The 16,278-nt window shown below is 66.7% G+C and carries 10 protein-coding genes; 3 read left to right on the forward strand and 7 right to left on the reverse strand.

All coding sequences use genetic code 11. The features are described 5' to 3' along the window. The first annotated feature begins 3 nt into the window (after window positions 1-3). Both BMY25_RS07085 and BMY25_RS07090 read left to right on the forward strand, forming a co-directional pair. Window positions 4-582, forward strand: a complete 579-nt coding sequence (locus BMY25_RS07085; protein WP_092495942.1) for a hypothetical protein — start codon at window positions 4-6, stop codon at window positions 580-582. A gap of 210 nt (window positions 583-792) precedes the next feature. Beyond that, window positions 793-1,929 carry a GNAT family N-acetyltransferase gene (locus tag BMY25_RS07090; RefSeq protein ID WP_177176759.1) on the forward strand — a complete coding sequence of 379 codons (1,137 nt, stop codon included), beginning with the start codon at window positions 793-795 and terminating at the stop codon, window positions 1,927-1,929. A gap of 59 nt (window positions 1,930-1,988) precedes the next feature. On the opposite strand, the gene BMY25_RS07095 is transcribed toward BMY25_RS07090, so the two are convergent. Both BMY25_RS07095 and BMY25_RS07100 read right to left on the reverse strand, forming a co-directional pair. Next, a complete protein-coding gene (locus tag BMY25_RS07095; RefSeq protein ID WP_428976942.1) occupies window positions 1,989-3,017 on the reverse strand; it encodes an NAD(P)/FAD-dependent oxidoreductase in 1,029 nt (342 codons plus the stop codon). A gap of 31 nt (window positions 3,018-3,048) precedes the next feature. Then, a complete protein-coding gene (locus BMY25_RS07100) occupies window positions 3,049-3,369 on the reverse strand; it encodes a 2Fe-2S iron-sulfur cluster-binding protein (protein WP_092495944.1) in 321 nt (106 codons plus the stop codon). Between the two features lie 559 nt (window positions 3,370-3,928). On the opposite strand from BMY25_RS07100, the gene BMY25_RS07105 reads away from it, so the two are divergent. Beyond that, window positions 3,929-11,329: an apolipoprotein A-IV repeat region-like domain-containing protein gene (locus BMY25_RS07105; RefSeq protein WP_092495945.1), complete on the forward strand. Its 7,401-nt coding sequence runs from the start codon at window positions 3,929-3,931 to the stop codon at window positions 11,327-11,329. 325 nt (window positions 11,330-11,654) lie between these two features. Here BMY25_RS07105 and BMY25_RS07110 read toward each other — a convergent pair whose 3' ends face one another. From BMY25_RS07110 to BMY25_RS07130, 5 genes are all read right to left on the reverse strand, one after another. Further along, window positions 11,655-11,981, reverse strand: coding sequence for a YnfA family protein (locus BMY25_RS07110; RefSeq protein WP_092495946.1), 327 nt, complete (start codon window positions 11,979-11,981; stop codon window positions 11,655-11,657). Window positions 11,982-12,134: 153 nt separating this feature from the next. Next, a complete protein-coding gene (locus tag BMY25_RS07115) occupies window positions 12,135-12,752 on the reverse strand; it encodes an ABC-type transport auxiliary lipoprotein family protein (RefSeq protein WP_177176760.1) in 618 nt (205 codons plus the stop codon). Window positions 12,753-12,768: 16 nt separating this feature from the next. Further along, window positions 12,769-14,349 (reverse strand): MlaD family protein, encoded by a 1,581-nt coding sequence (locus BMY25_RS07120; protein WP_092495948.1) that lies wholly within the window; start codon window positions 14,347-14,349, stop codon window positions 12,769-12,771. 4 nt (window positions 14,350-14,353) lie between these two features. Further along, window positions 14,354-15,139, reverse strand: coding sequence for an ABC transporter ATP-binding protein (locus tag BMY25_RS07125; RefSeq protein WP_092495949.1), 786 nt, complete (start codon window positions 15,137-15,139; stop codon window positions 14,354-14,356). Next, window positions 15,120-16,250 carry an MlaE family ABC transporter permease gene (locus BMY25_RS07130; protein ID WP_092495950.1) on the reverse strand — a complete coding sequence of 377 codons (1,131 nt, stop codon included), beginning with the start codon at window positions 16,248-16,250 and terminating at the stop codon, window positions 15,120-15,122. Before BMY25_RS07130 ends, BMY25_RS07125 begins: the two co-directional genes overlap by 20 nt. Window positions 16,251-16,278: the final 28 nt, after the last annotated feature.

Below are 16,278 nucleotides of genomic sequence, written 5' to 3' on the forward strand. Positions count from 1 at the left end.
TTCATGTCCCGACTGACTGCTCTCTTCCTGTCGTGCGCCGTTTCCGTCGCCGCCTTCGCCGCCCCGGCTCGTGCCAACGACGACGCCGCCGTGTTCATGGCCAAATTTTCCGGCGAATGGATGGGCATCGGCCGCATCCTGATCGGCCCGCAGGTCAATTCCAAGTTCTACTGCTCGCTGGACGGCGATCCGACGCACACGCAGTTGACGTTCAACATGAAGGGCAAGTGTTGGATGGGGAAGCTTTCCGCCCCGGTCTTCGCCGACCTGCACTACAACAATGACAACCAGCGCTTCTACGGCGCCTTCCTCGACGGCGCGCGCGGCAACGGCGTCGATATCATCGGCGAGCGCAAGGGCCCCGACGGCTTCGACCTGAAGCTTACCCGGGGCTCGAATTCGGGCGTGATTTCAGCTTCGCCCGTCGGCGATAACCAGATCAACGCCACGCTGCTCCTGCATGACGGCATCAACAACCGCGACGTGCCCGTCGTCGCGATGGGCATCTACCGCAAGGGAACGCCCGCCTACGATCCGGCGCCGGTGCCGGACGTCACGGGTTCTATCGCCCGGGCGAACTGAACGAGGGGCCGCGAGGCCCCTTTTTTTTCGCTCACTCGCACCATGCCGGGCACTGAAAGGCACAAGACGCGTTTAACCAACAAAGCGCATTTCCACGCACGGTTACACTTGCAAAGCGTTGAACGGGTATAGTTCAACCTCTGCGGTCGCGTGGCTGTGATGACTAACCTTTCGATGGCGGCCGACCTGCCCTGGACCCAAGAGGTGCGAATGCCGCCCGCTTTGCCGCACGCCTTTGACGTCGCGGTGGCGACGAGCGCCGCCGAACTCAAGGCGCTCCGGCCGGAATGGCTGGCCCTGGAGGAGAAGGCGGTTGCTCCCCTGCCCTTCCAGAGCTTCGGCCAGATTTCGACCTGGCTGCGGCATCAGCCGGAAAGTCTGAGGCTGCGTGTCGTGGTGGTCCGGGAAAACGGGCGCGCGGCGCTCATCCTGCCGCTTGCGCTGCGTTCGCGCATCGGCCTCGCGGTTGCCCGCATGGCCGGCGAGCCGGTGGCGCAATACGCCGACGTCCTGCTCGATCCCGAGATCGCATCCGAGGACACCTTCCGCGCCGCACTCGGGGCAGCCCGCGCGGGAGGACTGGACGCGATCGAGTTCACGCGCGTGCGGGCCGACTCGCACCTCGCGCGTTTTGCGGCGCTCCTCGGCACGCCGGAGCATCTCCGCGTCGCGCCCTATGCCGATGTCGGAGCGTTCGGGAGCTACGACGGCTTTCTCCAGACCCTTTCCAAGAACACCCGCAAGAGCCTGCGAAACCGCCGCAACAACCTCGACAGGCAGGAAGGCGTGGCCTTCGCCATCATCGAGGGCGGCGCGGAAGCGCGCGCGGCGCTGGCCGCCTGCATGGCGCTGAAACGCGAGTGGCTCCAGAGCCGGGGGGCGATCTCTTCCGCTTTCCGCGATCCCCTCACCAGCGAGATCCTGCTGGATCTGGCCGAGGATCACCGGAATTCCGGCTCGGTGGTGCTGACCATGCACGTCGCCGGGCGGCTCACCGCGATCTATCTCGGCTTCGAATATCGGGGAACGTTCTTCACCTATATGAGCGCCTACGATCCGGATTTTTCGGATCTCTCACCCGGCCGAATGCTGCTCGATCATTATCTCGCGACGTTTCCGGAGCGGAACATGCGGAGGCTCGACCTGCTGCCGCCCGACGACGGCTATAAGCGGGAATGGTGCTCGGCCGCGGAAGAGGTCGCAGACTACACGCTGGCGCTGTCCCCGGCCGGCCGCCTCTATCGCGACGTCTACCGGAACCGGGTTCGGCCGGTCATGCGCCAGACCTGGGCGCGGCTGCCGGAAAGCGTGCGCGGCAGGATCGTGGCGCGCCTTCTCAAGGTCTGAAGGCAGAACGGGCGAGCGACTTGTCGGTGGTACCGACGAGCCGCCCGCGTGCCCGTGCGTCAGATGACTCCGAGCTTCTTCTGCAGGCTGGACGACGAGGTCGTGTACTGGAAGACGACGCGCGCGTCCGGATTGACGATCCGCTTGGCCGCCTGTGCCATCAGCGCCGCCTCGTGGAAGCCGGAGAGGATGAGCTTCAGCTTGCCCGGATAGTAGTTGATGTCGCCGATGGCGAAGATGCCGGGTTCGGAGGTCTGAAACTTCTCGGTATCCACCGTGACGAGGTTTTCCTCCAGATTGAGGCCCCACTCCGCCACGGGACCGAGTTTCATGGTCAGCCCGAAGAACGGCAGAAGCCGCGTGCAGGCAATATCCACCTCGCCGTTCGGCCCCTTCACGGTGATCGACTCGAGGTGACCGTTCTCGCCCTTGAGGGCTGACACCTGCCCCTGCTCGAACAGGATCTCGCCGCGCTCCTGCAGCGAGAACATCTTGTTGACGCTGTCGGGTGCGGCGCGGAATTCCGGCCGGCGATGGATAAGCGTCACGCTCTTTGCGAGCGGCTGCAGGTTCAGCGTCCAGTCGAGCGCGGAATCGCCGCCGCCGACGACGACCAGGTGATGGTCGCGGAAATCTTCCATCCGACGCACGGAATAGAAGACGCTCTTCTGCTCGTAATTCTCGATGCCGGCGATCGGCGGGCGCTTCGGCTGGAAGGAGCCGCCGCCGGCCGCGATCACGACGACCTTGGCGAGAAGCGCCGTGCCCGTATCGGTGCGGACGCGGAAAGCGCCGTCTTCCGTGCGCTCGATCTCCGTCACCATCTCACCGAAGTGGAACTCGGGCGCGAACGGCTCGATCTGCTTCAGGAGGTTGTCGACCAGGCCCTGGCCGGAAACCTCGGGCAGGCCCGGAATGTCGTAGATCGGCTTTTCCGGATAGAGCTCGGCGCACTGGCCGCCCGGGCGATCGAGAATGTCGATGAGATGGCATTTGAGATCGAGGAGGCCGAGTTCGAAAACGGCGAAGAGGCCGCAGGGGCCCGCGCCGATGATCACCACATCCGTTTCGACGAAATTCGACAGCATGAACGCTCCGGAACGATCTAGCGGCGGCCGATCAGGCCTGCCGCTCGGGCAGATTGACGACGAGGCCGTTCAGGGCCTCCGAGATACGGATCTGGCATGACAGACGCGAATTCGGCCTGACATCATAGGCGAAATCGAGCATGTCCTCTTCCATGGCTTCCGGCTCGCCGGTAACCTCCTGCCACTCGGGATCCACATAGACGTGGCAGGTCGCACAGGCGCAGGCGCCGCCGCATTCCGCCTCGATCCCCGGAACGCCGTTCCGGACCGCGGCTTCCATCACGGTGGAGCCTGTTTCTGCCTCGACGTCGTAGCGCGTATCGTCAGGTGCGATGAAGGTAATTTTTGCCATCTTGCTCTGTCGATTTGAAAAGCCGGTCGGGTTTAGACCGGGATACGGGTGAGTCAAGCTCGGATCGCCCTCGGCGGCCCTGCGGAAACCGAACCTCAGGTGGAGAAGACGCTCGCGGCTTCTGGCTTTCCTCAACCGAGATATGATGTTGCGCAGCGGTCGCAAGTGCCTGGGCGGCTGCCCGCCCGCGGATGCAACGCTCGGCCGGCCAATGCGGTCCCGGGCCGCGGAGTTGTACCAGGCTGATACGGGACTTCGGATCGCCCGCTTAGGCCGTTATTCGCGTTCGGAGATTCCATGGGACGAATTTTCGACGGAATTGGTTTTTTCTTTCGGCATCAGGATTTCACCAGTACACTGTGAACACCTGAAGCTGTGATCACAGGATCACTGTACTCGGGTTGCTCCGGCGCATGCTGGGCTGACGACCGGATGAAGACGGCGCGAGGCAGGTCGGTACCCCCTTTGGGGAAGCCATTCCGATGCCCTCTCCGTTGCCTGTCGCAGGTGCGGCAGTGCGTCCGTTTTGTGTTGTGTACGGACCGAGGCGACTGAAAAAATGAGCAAACTTCCGAAGGCGGACGCGACAGAAGCTGCTCTCTCGGCGGTCGAGGAAGCGCTGAAGATCGACTTCTCGAGCGAATTCCGAGGAGCCCGCGCAGCCGGACAACCGAACGCCCAGCCCGTGGATCAGCCGGCCAGGAACCCCGTCGGAAGCGAAGACGCCCAGGCTTCCCAGCCAGCCGCCGGATCGCCGGGCCCGGTCGCGGGAGCCCGCTCTCCCCTTCGCGCCCCCGCCCAGAACGCACAGAACGCCACGTCGGATACCGCAGCGCAGAAGCCCGCCGCCTCCGGGTCTCCTGCCGCCGCGCAGCCGGGCCAGCCCCGCCAGACCGCGCCGAACGGCCAGCAGCGCCCTGCCCAGCGGCCGGATACGTCCCGACCCGAAGCTGCCGCCGGCGAGCCGTCGCGCAACGAACGCCAGCGCGCGCAGGAACGCGCCCGCGCCCAGCGCGCCGCCAATGACGACGTCCGCTCCGTCGGCAACCTCCTCTTCGCGCTGCAGCGCCGCCCCTCCTACACCCCCCTCTGGACGGCGCTGGTCATCAGCGTGATCTGGATCGGTCTCGGCGTCGCGCTCGGCCTGAACCTCTGGCATCAGGACCTCTTCGGCCTGAATTCGCTGAGCGGCATGACCCGGATGGGCGCCCTCGCCCTGGTGATCGTGGCGCCGCTCTTCCTCTGCTGGTCCATCGCGATCCTCGTCTGGCGCAGCCAGGAAATGCGCGTCGTTTCCCGCACGCTGACGGAAGTGGCTCTTCGCCTCGCCGAGCCGGAGAACATCGCCAAGGAATCCGTCGTCAGCGTCGGCCAGGCGATCCGCCGCGAGGTCGCGGCCATGGGCGACGGGATCGAGCGTGCCCTGGCGCGCGCCAGCGAACTGGAAACGCTGGTCCATAACGAAGTGGCCAGCCTCGAACGCTCCTATACCGACAACGAACTGCGCATCCGCCGCCTCGTCGACGATCTCGTGACGGAACGCGAAGCGATCATCCAGAACGCCGAGCGTGTCCGTTCCGCCATCAGCGGCGCGCGGGACTCGCTTTCCGGCGACCTCGCTTCCACCACGGAAGAGATCACCAACCGCGCCGACCAGGCCGCCCGCGCGCTTTCCGACCTCCTCGCCGCCCGGTCCGAGCAGATCACCACCGCCTTTACCCAGGGCGGCGACGCGATCTCCGGCATCGTCACCGAGCGCACGGACCACCTCGTCGCGCGCCTCAACGAAGCCAGCGACAATTTCTCCGGCGTCATCAGCGAACGCGGCGACGCGATCGTCGCGCGCTTCAACGAAAGCACCGGCTCGCTGATCGGCGCGCTTGGCGACGAGCGCGTGAACGGCCTGGCCGACAATCTGTCGCGAAACTTCAACACGCTGGGCGAGGATCTTCTCCGCCGCATAGCGCAATCCGCCGACAGCCTCGCGCAGATGGTCACGACCAACAGCGACCAGGTCATCGCGCGGCTTGAGGAGACCAACGGCCGGGCCGTGCGCTCCTTCACCGAGCGCGGCGGCGAACTGATGGCCGAGATGGCTCGCACCAGCGGCGAGATCGACCGCAGCGTCACCGCCAACACCGACGACATCACCCGCCGTCTCGTGGAAGCGCGCGAGCAGCTGGCGACCACTTTGACGGAGAATTCGTCCGAGCTTCTGGGCAAGCTGGAGGGCGCCAGCGAGGCGATCACCCGCGCCGTTACCGTGGACGGCGAGGCGCTGGCCACCCGGCTGCAGTCAAAGGGCGACGAGATCTCGACCCGGATCACCGATCATTCAGAATCGACCGCGAGCCGGCTTGAACGCGCCGCCGATATCGTCTCCACCGCGCTGGACCAGCGCTCCCGCGCCGTGATCGAGCGCCTTGGCCAGACCGGCCAGGAAATCTCGCGCGGTATGATCAGCCAGGTGGAGACGGTGGAAGCGGCCGCGGCCGACGTCACCGCTCGCCTGGACGGCAAGGGTATCGAGGTCAGCGAGGCGATGCGTCGCCAGATCGAGGCGGCCTCCGAGATGCTGTCGGCCGCCAATGCTCGCTTCGGCGAGACGGGCGGCACTGTGGAGCGCGGCATCCGCGAGCAGATCGAAGCCATCGAAACGGCGCTCAACGGCGTCCAGAACAGCTTCACCAGCACCGGCCGCGACGTGGTCGGCGAGATCGGCAGTCGTGTCGATGCCGTGGAAGCGGCACTCGGCTCCGCCAACACCCGCATCGAGCAGACCGGCGAGCGCATCAACGCGACGCTGGCCGAGCGGCTCGCCGCCGTGGAGCAGGCGCTTGCCGGCGCGGATGAGCGTCTGAGCGGCACCGGCCACGGGCTGGTGGAGCGCATCGGCGAACGCGCCGACCGCATCCATGCCGCGTTCGAACAGGCCAACCAGCGCCTGAACGACACCAGCGAGGACCTGGGCTCCGCTCTTTCCGGCCGCATCGGCGGCATCGAGGCGATGCTCCTGGCCGCGCATGAGCGCTTCGGAGCGGTGAAGGATTCGCTTTCCGGCGATATCGGATCGCTGATCGACACGGTCGAGGAAGCCCTGGCTTCCGCCGACCGCCGCTTCCTCGAATCCGGCCGTCAGGCAGCCGAGGGTTTGCGTGGCGAACTGGAGGATATCCAGAACGCGCTTCGTGGCTCGACCGAAAATGTCGGCACCGCCCTGACGGAGCGCAGCGAGCGCATCCAGACCGAAATAAGCGACCATCTCGGCCGGCTGGCGGACCTTCTCTCCACCCGCGGCGGCGAAGTCGCTGCCAGCATCGGCGAGCGCACCGAAGCCTTCGGCGCGGCGATCGATGCCCGGCTGGAAGACATCAACGACCGGGTCAAGGTCGATCTCGGCGACTTCGCCTCCCGCCTCGGCGAGACGGCGGAAAAGGCCGCCAACCGCCTGACCGGCTCTGCCGAGACGATTGAGACGGCCGTCACCGGCCGCTTCGGCGAGTTCGAGACCCGCATTTCCGAAAGCACGGACGGCGCGGTCAGCCGCCTGTCCAGCGCGGCCGAGCGGATCGAGGGATCCTTCGCCGCCCCGCTCAGCGAGTTCGAAACGCGCATCTCCAGTGTTGCCGAGGGCGCCGTCGTGCGCCTCAACAGCTCCGCCGAGCGGATCGAGGGCACCCTCACCGGCCCCCTGGGCGAGCTGGAGAACCGGCTGACCGACGCGACGGACCGCGCGGTCGCCCGCCTCGATGCGTCGACGGAGACTGTCGAGAGCGCCTTCACCGGCCGTCTTGGAGATTTCCAGAGCCGCATCACCGACCGGCTCGACGACGCCGCCGACAACTTCGGCCGTCGCGGCGACGTGCTGGCCGAAACCCTCTCGGAGCGCTTGTCGCGCATCGACACGGCGCTCGACGATCGTGCCCAGCACATCAACGAGATGCTGGTCGCCCGCACCCGCGAACTGGCCGAAGGCTTCACCAACGGGCAGAACGTGATCGGCGTCGCCCTGGACGATCGCCTCTCCGGCCTGAACGATGCCCTGGCCGACCAGACCCGCGATCTCACGGAAGCGCTGGCCAGCCGGATGCAGGAGGTCAACCGCAACCTCGCCGACCAGCTGGTTTCCGCGGAAGGCCGGTTCACCGACCGGGCCAACAGCTTCCAGACGGCGCTGGAGGAAACTTCCGGCACGCTGGAAGAGCGTGCGGCGGCGCTGCGCGAGATGCTGGCCCATCGGCAGAGCGAGCTCGCCAACCTCTTCGACAACCATTCCACCGACGTGCTCTCCCAGATCGAGGAACGCGCCCGCGGTGTGCTCGACGGCGTTGCCGGCCAGACCCGCGCGTTCTCCGAGACGCTGGAAACGCATGGCCGCGACCTGGAAGCCTCGCTCGAAGAGCGCACCCGCCGCTTGGTCGACGGTCTTCAGGAAGGCACGCGCACCGTCACCGACGGGCTGGAGGAAGCCCGCCGCCAGCTGGTTCAGGACATCATCCTGCATTCCCGCGGCATCACCGATGGCTTCGACGAGAGCGCCCGTGCTCTCATGGAAGAGATCAGCCGTCGCTCCGGCAGCCTTACCGAGGGCTTCGACGAAAGCACCCGTCGCCTCCTGGAAGAACTCGACGCGCGTTCGCAGGGCCTCAATGGCGGCATCGACGAGCGCAGCCGCGCCCTCATCGAGGACCTGCAGGAACGCGCCCGCGAGTTCCGCGACAGCCTGGAGGAAACCTCGCAGACGCTGCTGGAGAATGTCCGCGAACGCACGCAGTCCGTCGCCGAAACCATCGGGGCGACCTCGCGCAACCTCGTTGACGAGATCGCGGGCCGCACGCAGGGCCTGACGGACGGGCTCGACGACCGAAGCCGCGCGCTCGTGGCTGCGCTGGAAGAGCGCAGCGGAACCTTCACCGAAGGCGTGGACGCCACGACGCGCGGCCTGATCGAAACCGTGGAAAACCGCACGCGCGGTCTTTCCGAAGAGGTTGCCACGCGCAGCCGTGAGCTTCTGGAAGGGCTGGACAGCCGGACCCAGGGTCTTGCGGCCGACATGGAAAGCTCCGCACGCGGCCTTCTCGACGAACTCGACCAGCGCCGCAACGCGCTTTTGGAGAATCTGGAGGCACAGGGCCGCAGCGTCGTGGAGGCGATCGGCGCACAGGCCGATCAGGCCGGCGATGCACTGGATGCCAGCGTCCGCCGCCTGCTTTCCACGCTGGGCACGCAGACCCGCAGCATCCTGGATGCCATCACCGGCACGAACGATCGCTTCCGCTCCGATATCGTGGACATGCTCACCCAGCTGGAGGACACCCACAAGCAGTTGCAAGGCGTGCTCTCCGGCAGCGGCGAGCAGCTGGCGACCATCGAAAGCAACCTGTCGGAGCAGACGGTCGGCCTGCGCAACGCGCTCGACGCCGCGGCGCGCGAGACGGGCTCTTCGCACGCCCTCCTTTCCGACCAGATCAAGACGCTTCGCGACGTTTCGACCTATGTGCTCCGCGACATCCGCACCATTGCCGGCCAGATCGACACGGAAGCGCAGACTCTGTCCGGAACCGCGGCCCAGCTCGTGGAAACCAACGAGACCATGCGCGGCGGCTTCGACGAACGCCGCGAGGTGCTGGAGCATCTCTCCGGCGGTCTCGCCGAACAGGTGCAGGCCGTCGAGGAACGTCTCGGCCGCTTGAACGACCTCGTGAACCACACGCTCGGCAGCGCCGAGGACCGGATCAGCACCGTGGCGCAGGCGATGAGCCGCACCACCGAGGACACCGCCCGCCGTGCCGGCGCCGCCCTCGCCCAGGCCATGGCGAATGCCGGCCAGCAGGTCGGCGATCTTTCCGGAGAGATCAACCGGATGGGCGAGGAGTTGGAGCGGCTCAGCAACGAGCAGACCCGCGATGCGTCCGGCCGGATTAGCGCGGCCCTGGGCGATGCCGAGGAGCGCTTCCGCAACCTGGCCGCCGCCGTCAGCCGTCTGACGGAGGAGTCCACCACGCTCGCTGCCGGCAAGGTGTCGGAAACGGTCGACTCGGTCGAAAACCGCGTCCGCGCCCTTGGCGACGCTCTCGGTCGGCGTGCGGAAGAAGCCGCGCGCGACGCCATCGGCCAGTTCGAGGCGATGCGGCATGCCGCCGTCTCCGAAGGTCGCCGCGCCGTGGAAGGTATCCAGGCCGCCCATGCGGATCTCGACCGCGCCATCCGGGAAACGACCGGCGGTTCCGACGAGAGCATCCGCACGGCGATCCAGGCGCTGGTCACCGAGATCGGCGAAGCCATGGACGGCGCCTCTCGCCGCTTCTCCGGCACCGCGGAGGATATGCGTGGAGCCGTCGGCACCCTGCAGCGCGAGCTCGACAAGACTCGCGAGGAGCTGAAGCGCAGCCTGCTGCAGATGCCGCAGGATGCGCGCGACGCCTCCGACACGATGCGCCGTGCGATCACGGACCAGGTGAAGGCGATCGCCGAGCTTTCCAACATGGTGGCCCGGCTGGGCGGAGACATCGGCAGCCCTGCCGTCGCGGCAATTCCCGCGGCCCCGGCAAGGCGCGAAGACAATCGGCCTGTCCGGCCGACCGCGCCCGCCTCGGTCCCGACTCCCGGCCCCGCGCCGCAGCGCGCGGAACCGGAAGCGCACGGGGTTGCTTCGGCCCAACCGCACGCACAGCCGAGTGCACAACAGGCGGCACCCGTCCGCTCCGTACCGGCCCCGCAGCCCGTCGCCGCTCCCCGCAATGATGTGCCTGCCGAGCAGAATGCCCCGGTCATTGCTCGCAACGGGGACGATCGCGCAACCCGGCCGGCCGTGACAGCCGCACAGTCACCGGCGGCGGAGCTTCGGCCCAACGCGGCCGGCCTGTCGGCCCGGGTCTCCCCGGCAGCACCGCAGGCGGCTCCTGCCCGTCCGGCTCCGGCCCAGCAGGTATCTCGGGAGCAGCGCGCCGCGCCGGCGGCTCCCAATGCGGCCCGTCCCGCAGCTCCGGCTCCCCAGCCGGTCGCCCGTCCCGCATCCGCGGCACCCCAGCGCCCGGCGGAAGCTCCGCGCGCCCCTGCGCCCCAGCGTGCTCCGGCACCTGCCGCACGGGTGACACAGCCGGACTTTGGCAACGAACTTGAAGCCGCATTGGCTTTGGATGCGCCGGTCCAGACCGTCGCTTCGGGCTCGGCAGCCCGGCTTCTGCGGACCCCTTCCGTCAATGACGCTCCTGCTCACGGCGGGCGAGGTCATGTTGAGCGTGGCGAGAGTGCGCGGAGCGAACCCGCTCGCGCGGAGCCGGCGCGGGACGAGCCCGAAGCGGCCGAGCCCGCGCCCGCACTCGCCGTTCCGTCCTTCCTGGTGAAGTTCGGGAGCAACGGAACGGCTCGAGCCAATCCGCGTCCCGCCGCGCCCGCGAGCTCCTCTCCGGAAGCTCCGGCAAAGGCCGGCGCGACGGCGGAAGTTGTCCGGCCATCCGAGCCGCGTCCTGCACAAGGTCGCGCCCAGGAAGGCCGTGGCTGGGTGGCCGACCTGCTTCGTCGCGCTTCCTCCAAGGACAGCGACGATGCGGAAACCGCCCACCGGGCTTCGGCGGAAACCCAGGCCGAGCCTTCGCCGCAGCGTTCGCCCGAGCAGGTCGCGGAGTCACTCAGCGCCCTGTCCCTCGACGTGGCGCGGGCGATCGACCATGAAGCGGCCGTCGAACTCTGGGATCGTCATCGCCGCGGCGAGCAGAGCGTCTTCACTCGCCGCCTTTACACGCTGCAGGGCCAGAAGACCTTCGACGAGATCCGCCGCAAGTACGAGCGCGACGGCGACTTCCGCAAGGCGGTCGATAATTACGTCGGCGACTTCGAGCGGCTCCTCGACCAGGTGTCGCAGAACGGCAGCGACCCGCAGGTGGCCCGGAGCTACCTGACCTCGGATACCGGTAAGGTCTACACCATGCTGGCGCATGCTTCAGGGAAGCTGAACTGAGGGGTTAGGCACCTCGCCTGATAACAGGCCGTCGCACCCCGGTGCGGCGGCCTTTTTTCATTTGTCGGATCGGACGGGCAGGTCCTCAAGCCCTCCCCCACAGCGCCCCCGAACGTTCGGGGGCTCCCCGGCGGTTTGGCTCGGGCGTGCTGCTGCCGGAACGGCGGTAGCTTGCGGGCCGCCCCTCCACCTCACTCGCGGGAAGCCAGGCTGCGGAAAGGGCATCGAGAGATACTCAGCCCAAGACTCGTTCGACGAGAGGGACAGGACCCTGCCCTGTTCGAACAGGGACACGGTGGTAATGGCCGAGCCCCGGATAGCGGGATCAGGCTCGATGCGGGCCAAAGAAGATCAGGCCGGCACCGAGCAGGCAAAGGAAAGCACCTCCCAGATCCCATCGATCGGGCCGCACACCTTCCGCCCACCAGAGCCACACCAGCGCAGACGTGATGTAGATGCCGCCATAGGCGGCATAGGCCCGCCCGGCGTCTGACGTGTCGGCCCGTGTCAGGAGCCAGGCGAAGAGCACCAGCGATGTGCAGCCCGGAACGAGCCACCACGCAGACTTGCTCATGCGCAGCCAGGCCCAGAAGGCGAAGCAGCCCGCGATCTCCGCCAAGGCCGCTCCGATGTAGATGACCGCGGTCTGCATGGCCCGACCATATCAGCCTCGGCCAACGATGTCCGCGCAGGCGTGCAGCCCATCCGCCATCTGCCGTGCTGAAAGCATCGCTGTTCGACCGGCCAAAGAAAAACCCCGCCGGAGACCGGCGGGGTTTCAGGAGACTCGAAGCGCAGTGGGCTTTCAGGTCTGGCCGATGACCCAGTTCGTGATCTGCTCAAAAACCGATGCCATGGACTGGTCCAGGCCAGCCACCACCGCCTCGGCGGCGCGTCCCTGAACCGGGGCGACGGCGCGGAACTCGCGCGAGCTGACCACGCGGCCGGTCTTGTCGTTCATCAACTTGACGTCGAGGTCCGCCACGGCGCCCTCGCGGGTCAGCTCAAAGGCCCTGATGTCCACGATGATCTGATAGTCGATCAGCAGCCCCTGTCCCGGCACTGCCGCGGCGTGAACCCGGCCGGTGTTCTGCAGTGTCTCGGAAAGACGGGTCTGCAGCAGACGCGGCAGCGAATCGACCCAGTTGGCCTGAGGCAGATAGGCGTATTCCTGCTCGGTCGGGCGGGCGGCGATGCGGTTGTTGTCCAGCGACTTCAGCGTCGTGGGCGTCGGCACCAGCAGTTGCGCGCTGCTCGTTCCCCGCACGGTGAAGGCAGGCGGGGCCTTCAGATCATAGATCGAGCTCGGCTTCGGCGGAATGATCAGCGAGCATGCGCCCAGGCTGGCCGCGAGCGCCAGAATGGCCGCCCGCAGGGCCGCCCGCGGCAGCAGGCGCTTTGTGGTGGAGGTTCTCGTCAGCACGTTGGTACCTCTCGCCTTAATGCCGCTGGCCGTTATAGGTCGGCGCCCGATCACCGTGCAGCAGGAACTGCGACGGATTCTGCTGCAGATCGGTAATGACACTATCCAGATGCGTTACCGTCCGTTGTGTCTGTCCGACAAGCCCCTGGAGCTCGCCGTAGCCGCGTGTGCTGAACTTGTCCACACCGGCGCCGATGCCCTTGACCTGGACGTTGAACGTATCGGCCGCGGTCTTGATCGAGGCCAGCGTCTCGCGAGCCTGCTGGATCAGCCCGTTCGTCTGGCCGTTCTGCGGACCCGTCATCGTATTCAGGTTGCCCAGCAGCGCGTTCGCCTTCTGGCTGATCTCGTCCAGCCGCTGCGAAGTCGCCTTCACGTTCGCCACGATGGTGGTGATATCCTGGCTGTTGTCGCGAAGCGTGCCGGCAAACGTGTGGATGCTGTCCACGGTGTCGCCGACCTTCCGCTCGTCGATCGATGCCACGACCTTGTTGGCGTTGGCGAGCAGCGTGTTGGCATTGTCGCCGATCGACGGCAGACGCGGCGTGAAGGCGGCGAAATCACGCGAGGCCGCCGAGAGGTTGGTCACCAGCGTGTCGATGTCCGCCTTATGGTCGCCCAGCGTCTGGGCCACGGTGGAGATGCCGTTGACCGTGGCGCGGATGCGCTCGGGATCGATCGCCGAAGTGATCTGGTCGAAGCGGTCCACGAGGTGGCTGATCTTGCCGGGGTCGACCGCATCCACGATGGTCTCCACCTTCTGCGCCACCGTCGGCAGGCGGGCGGTGAAGGCGCTGACGTCGCTGGAGACGGTGGAGAGCCGCGTCACGATGGCGTCGATGTCCTCGCTGTGGCGTCCGAGGGACTGCGCGAGGCTGTTGACGCTGTCGACGGTGCCACGGATCTTCTCCGGGTCGATCGCATCGGCGACGCCCTGAACGCGATCGACAATCCCGTGCAGCTTGTTGCTGACATCGGCGATGCTCTTCGCGGCAGTCGAGGCGTTGCTCATGAAATCGCCGATCTGCCCGGAATTCTGGGCCAGCGACTGCGTGAGCGTGCGCACGTTATCGATGGAATCGTGGATCGCGCCGGAGTTCTCGTCCACCAGCTTCTGCACGGCGCTCAGCGTGTCCTTGGTCGTGGAGAGGATCGTGCGCGCGCCGGCCATCAGGTCCTGGATGCTGGAGCGCTGGGCGACGATGGTCGGATTGGGATTGTCCGCCCAGATGCTCGGCGCCGTGGGCGATCCCGCCGAAAGGTCGACATACCCGACGCCCGTGAGGCCGGCGAAGCCGAGCGCGACGTTGGTGTCCTTCTTGACCGGCGTGGTGCTGGCGACGCCGAGGTCCGCGATGACCCGGCCCGGATGCTGCGGATCGAGCCGCAGGCCCTTCACGTCGCCGACCTTGATGCCGTTGAACACGACCTGTCCGCCGACGCTGAGGCCGTTCACCGGATCGTTGAAGATCACCGAGATCGGCAAATTGTTGTTCTGGCTCGTGCCGCGCTCCAGCCAGTAGACGAACAGGGCCGCGACCACCAGGACGACCAGGGTGAAGGCGCCGACGAGTGCTGAGTTTGCTCTGGTTTCCATTTTTCTATCCGAAAGCTGCCCGCGCCCGTTCGCCCTGGAAGTATTCCTTCACCCAGGGATGATCGAAGGTCTTCATCGTATTGAGATCACCCTCCACCAGAACACGTTTCTCCGCGATTACCGCGATACGGTCCACGATGGAGTGCAGGGTATCGACGTCATGCGTCACCATGACCACGGTCAGGCCGAGTGTGTTGCGCAGGTCGACGATCAACTGATCGAACCCGGCGGCGGAAATGGGATCGAGGCCGGAGGTCGGCTCATCGAGGAAAAGGAGGTCGGGATCGAGCGCGAGGGCGCGCGCGAGCGCGGCGCGCTTGATCATGCCGCCGGAAAGCTCGGACGGCATCTTGTCGCCGTCGCTGGCCTTCAGGCCGACCATTTCGATACGCAACCGGGAAAGGTCCTGCACCAGATCTTCCGGCAGCTTCAGGAACTCGCGCATGGGCACCGCGACGTTTTCCGCCACGGTGAGAGCGGAGAAGAGCGCGCCGAACTGGAAGAGAACGCCCCAGCGCTTTTCCATCTCCACGCTCGGACCGCTCGGGCCGATTTCCTCGCCGAAGGCGGAAACCGTGCCGGCCTGATGCGGGACGAGGCCGAGGATGGCGCGCGTCAGCACGGACTTGCCTGTGCCGGATGCGCCGACGATCGCCAGGATCTCGCCGCGCCGAACCTCGAAGTCCAGGTTTTCCAGGATCGTCCGTCCGCCAAAGCCAACGGTGAGGCCGCTGGTCTGGAGAATGGTCTCCGGCTCGGCGTCGGGGGCCTTAGAAGTTGATAGCGGCATAGAAGATCGCAAAAAGACCGTCGACGACGATCACCATGAAGATGCCTTTCACAACGGAAGCCGTCGTGTGCCGACCCAGCGATTCGGAGCTGCCCTGGACGAGCATACCTTCCGCGCAGGCGATAATCGCGATGATTATCGCCATGAAGGGTGCCTTCAGGAGGCCGGCGGCGAGCGTTGAAAGGGTCACCGCATCCTTGAAGCGGCCGATGAAGGCCGTGGGCGAGATCCCCGCGTAAAGCCAGAGCGTGAAGATCGCCCCGGCAATCGACGCCATGGCCGCCATGAAGGTGAGCAGCGGCAGCACGATGACGAGCGAGATCACGCGCGGCAGGACCAGCACGCTCATCGCGTCGAGCCCCATGGCCTGCAAGGCGTCGGTTTCCTCGCGCATGCGCATGGAGCCGAGCTCGGCCGTGATGGCGCTGCCGGACCGGCCGGCTACCATGATCGCCGTGATGATCATCGCCAGTTCGCGCAGGGCGAGAATGCCGACGAGATCGACGGCGAAGATGGAGGCGCCGAAATACTGGAGCTGGAACGCACCCTGCTGCGCGATGATGCCGCCGACGATCAGCGAGAGGAGCAGCACGATCGGCATGGCGCGCACGCCGGCGGAATCCATCTGGTGAAGGATCGACGTAAAGCGAAGATTGCTCGGATGCCGGATCGTATAGCCGACCTGCAGCACCAGCGCCCCGAAGATCCGCAGCAGGTAGCCGGCGTAATCGACCGTGGAGAGCACGGCGTCGCCGATGGCCGACAGGATGTTGGGCGAGCTCCGCTTGCGGAACGGCTCGGCATCCTCGCCGACGACGGCGCGCACCCGGTCGAGCAGCACGGTGCGGGCGTGGTCCGCCCCGCTCCATTCCACCTTGCGGCCGGCGTCCGACCATTGCCGCTCCACGCGGGCGAGCAGGAACGCACCGGACGTATCCAGCGCATCGACAGAGCCCACGTCGATCAGCAGGTCCTTGCCGCCTTGCTGATCGGGCGCGCTGCTGGAGCGAACCGCCCGGTCGAGCTGGGCCGCCTCCGCAATGACCCACGATCCCTTCGGACGCAGGACGAAGCGATTGCCGTCGGTCTGGACATCGAGAGCCGCTGTCATTTCAAAGATGTTCCAGGCTGACGAATCC

It is taken from the genome of Faunimonas pinastri (assembly GCF_900110915.1).
GTDB classification, from domain to species: Bacteria; Pseudomonadota; Alphaproteobacteria; order Rhizobiales; family Afifellaceae; genus Faunimonas; species Faunimonas pinastri.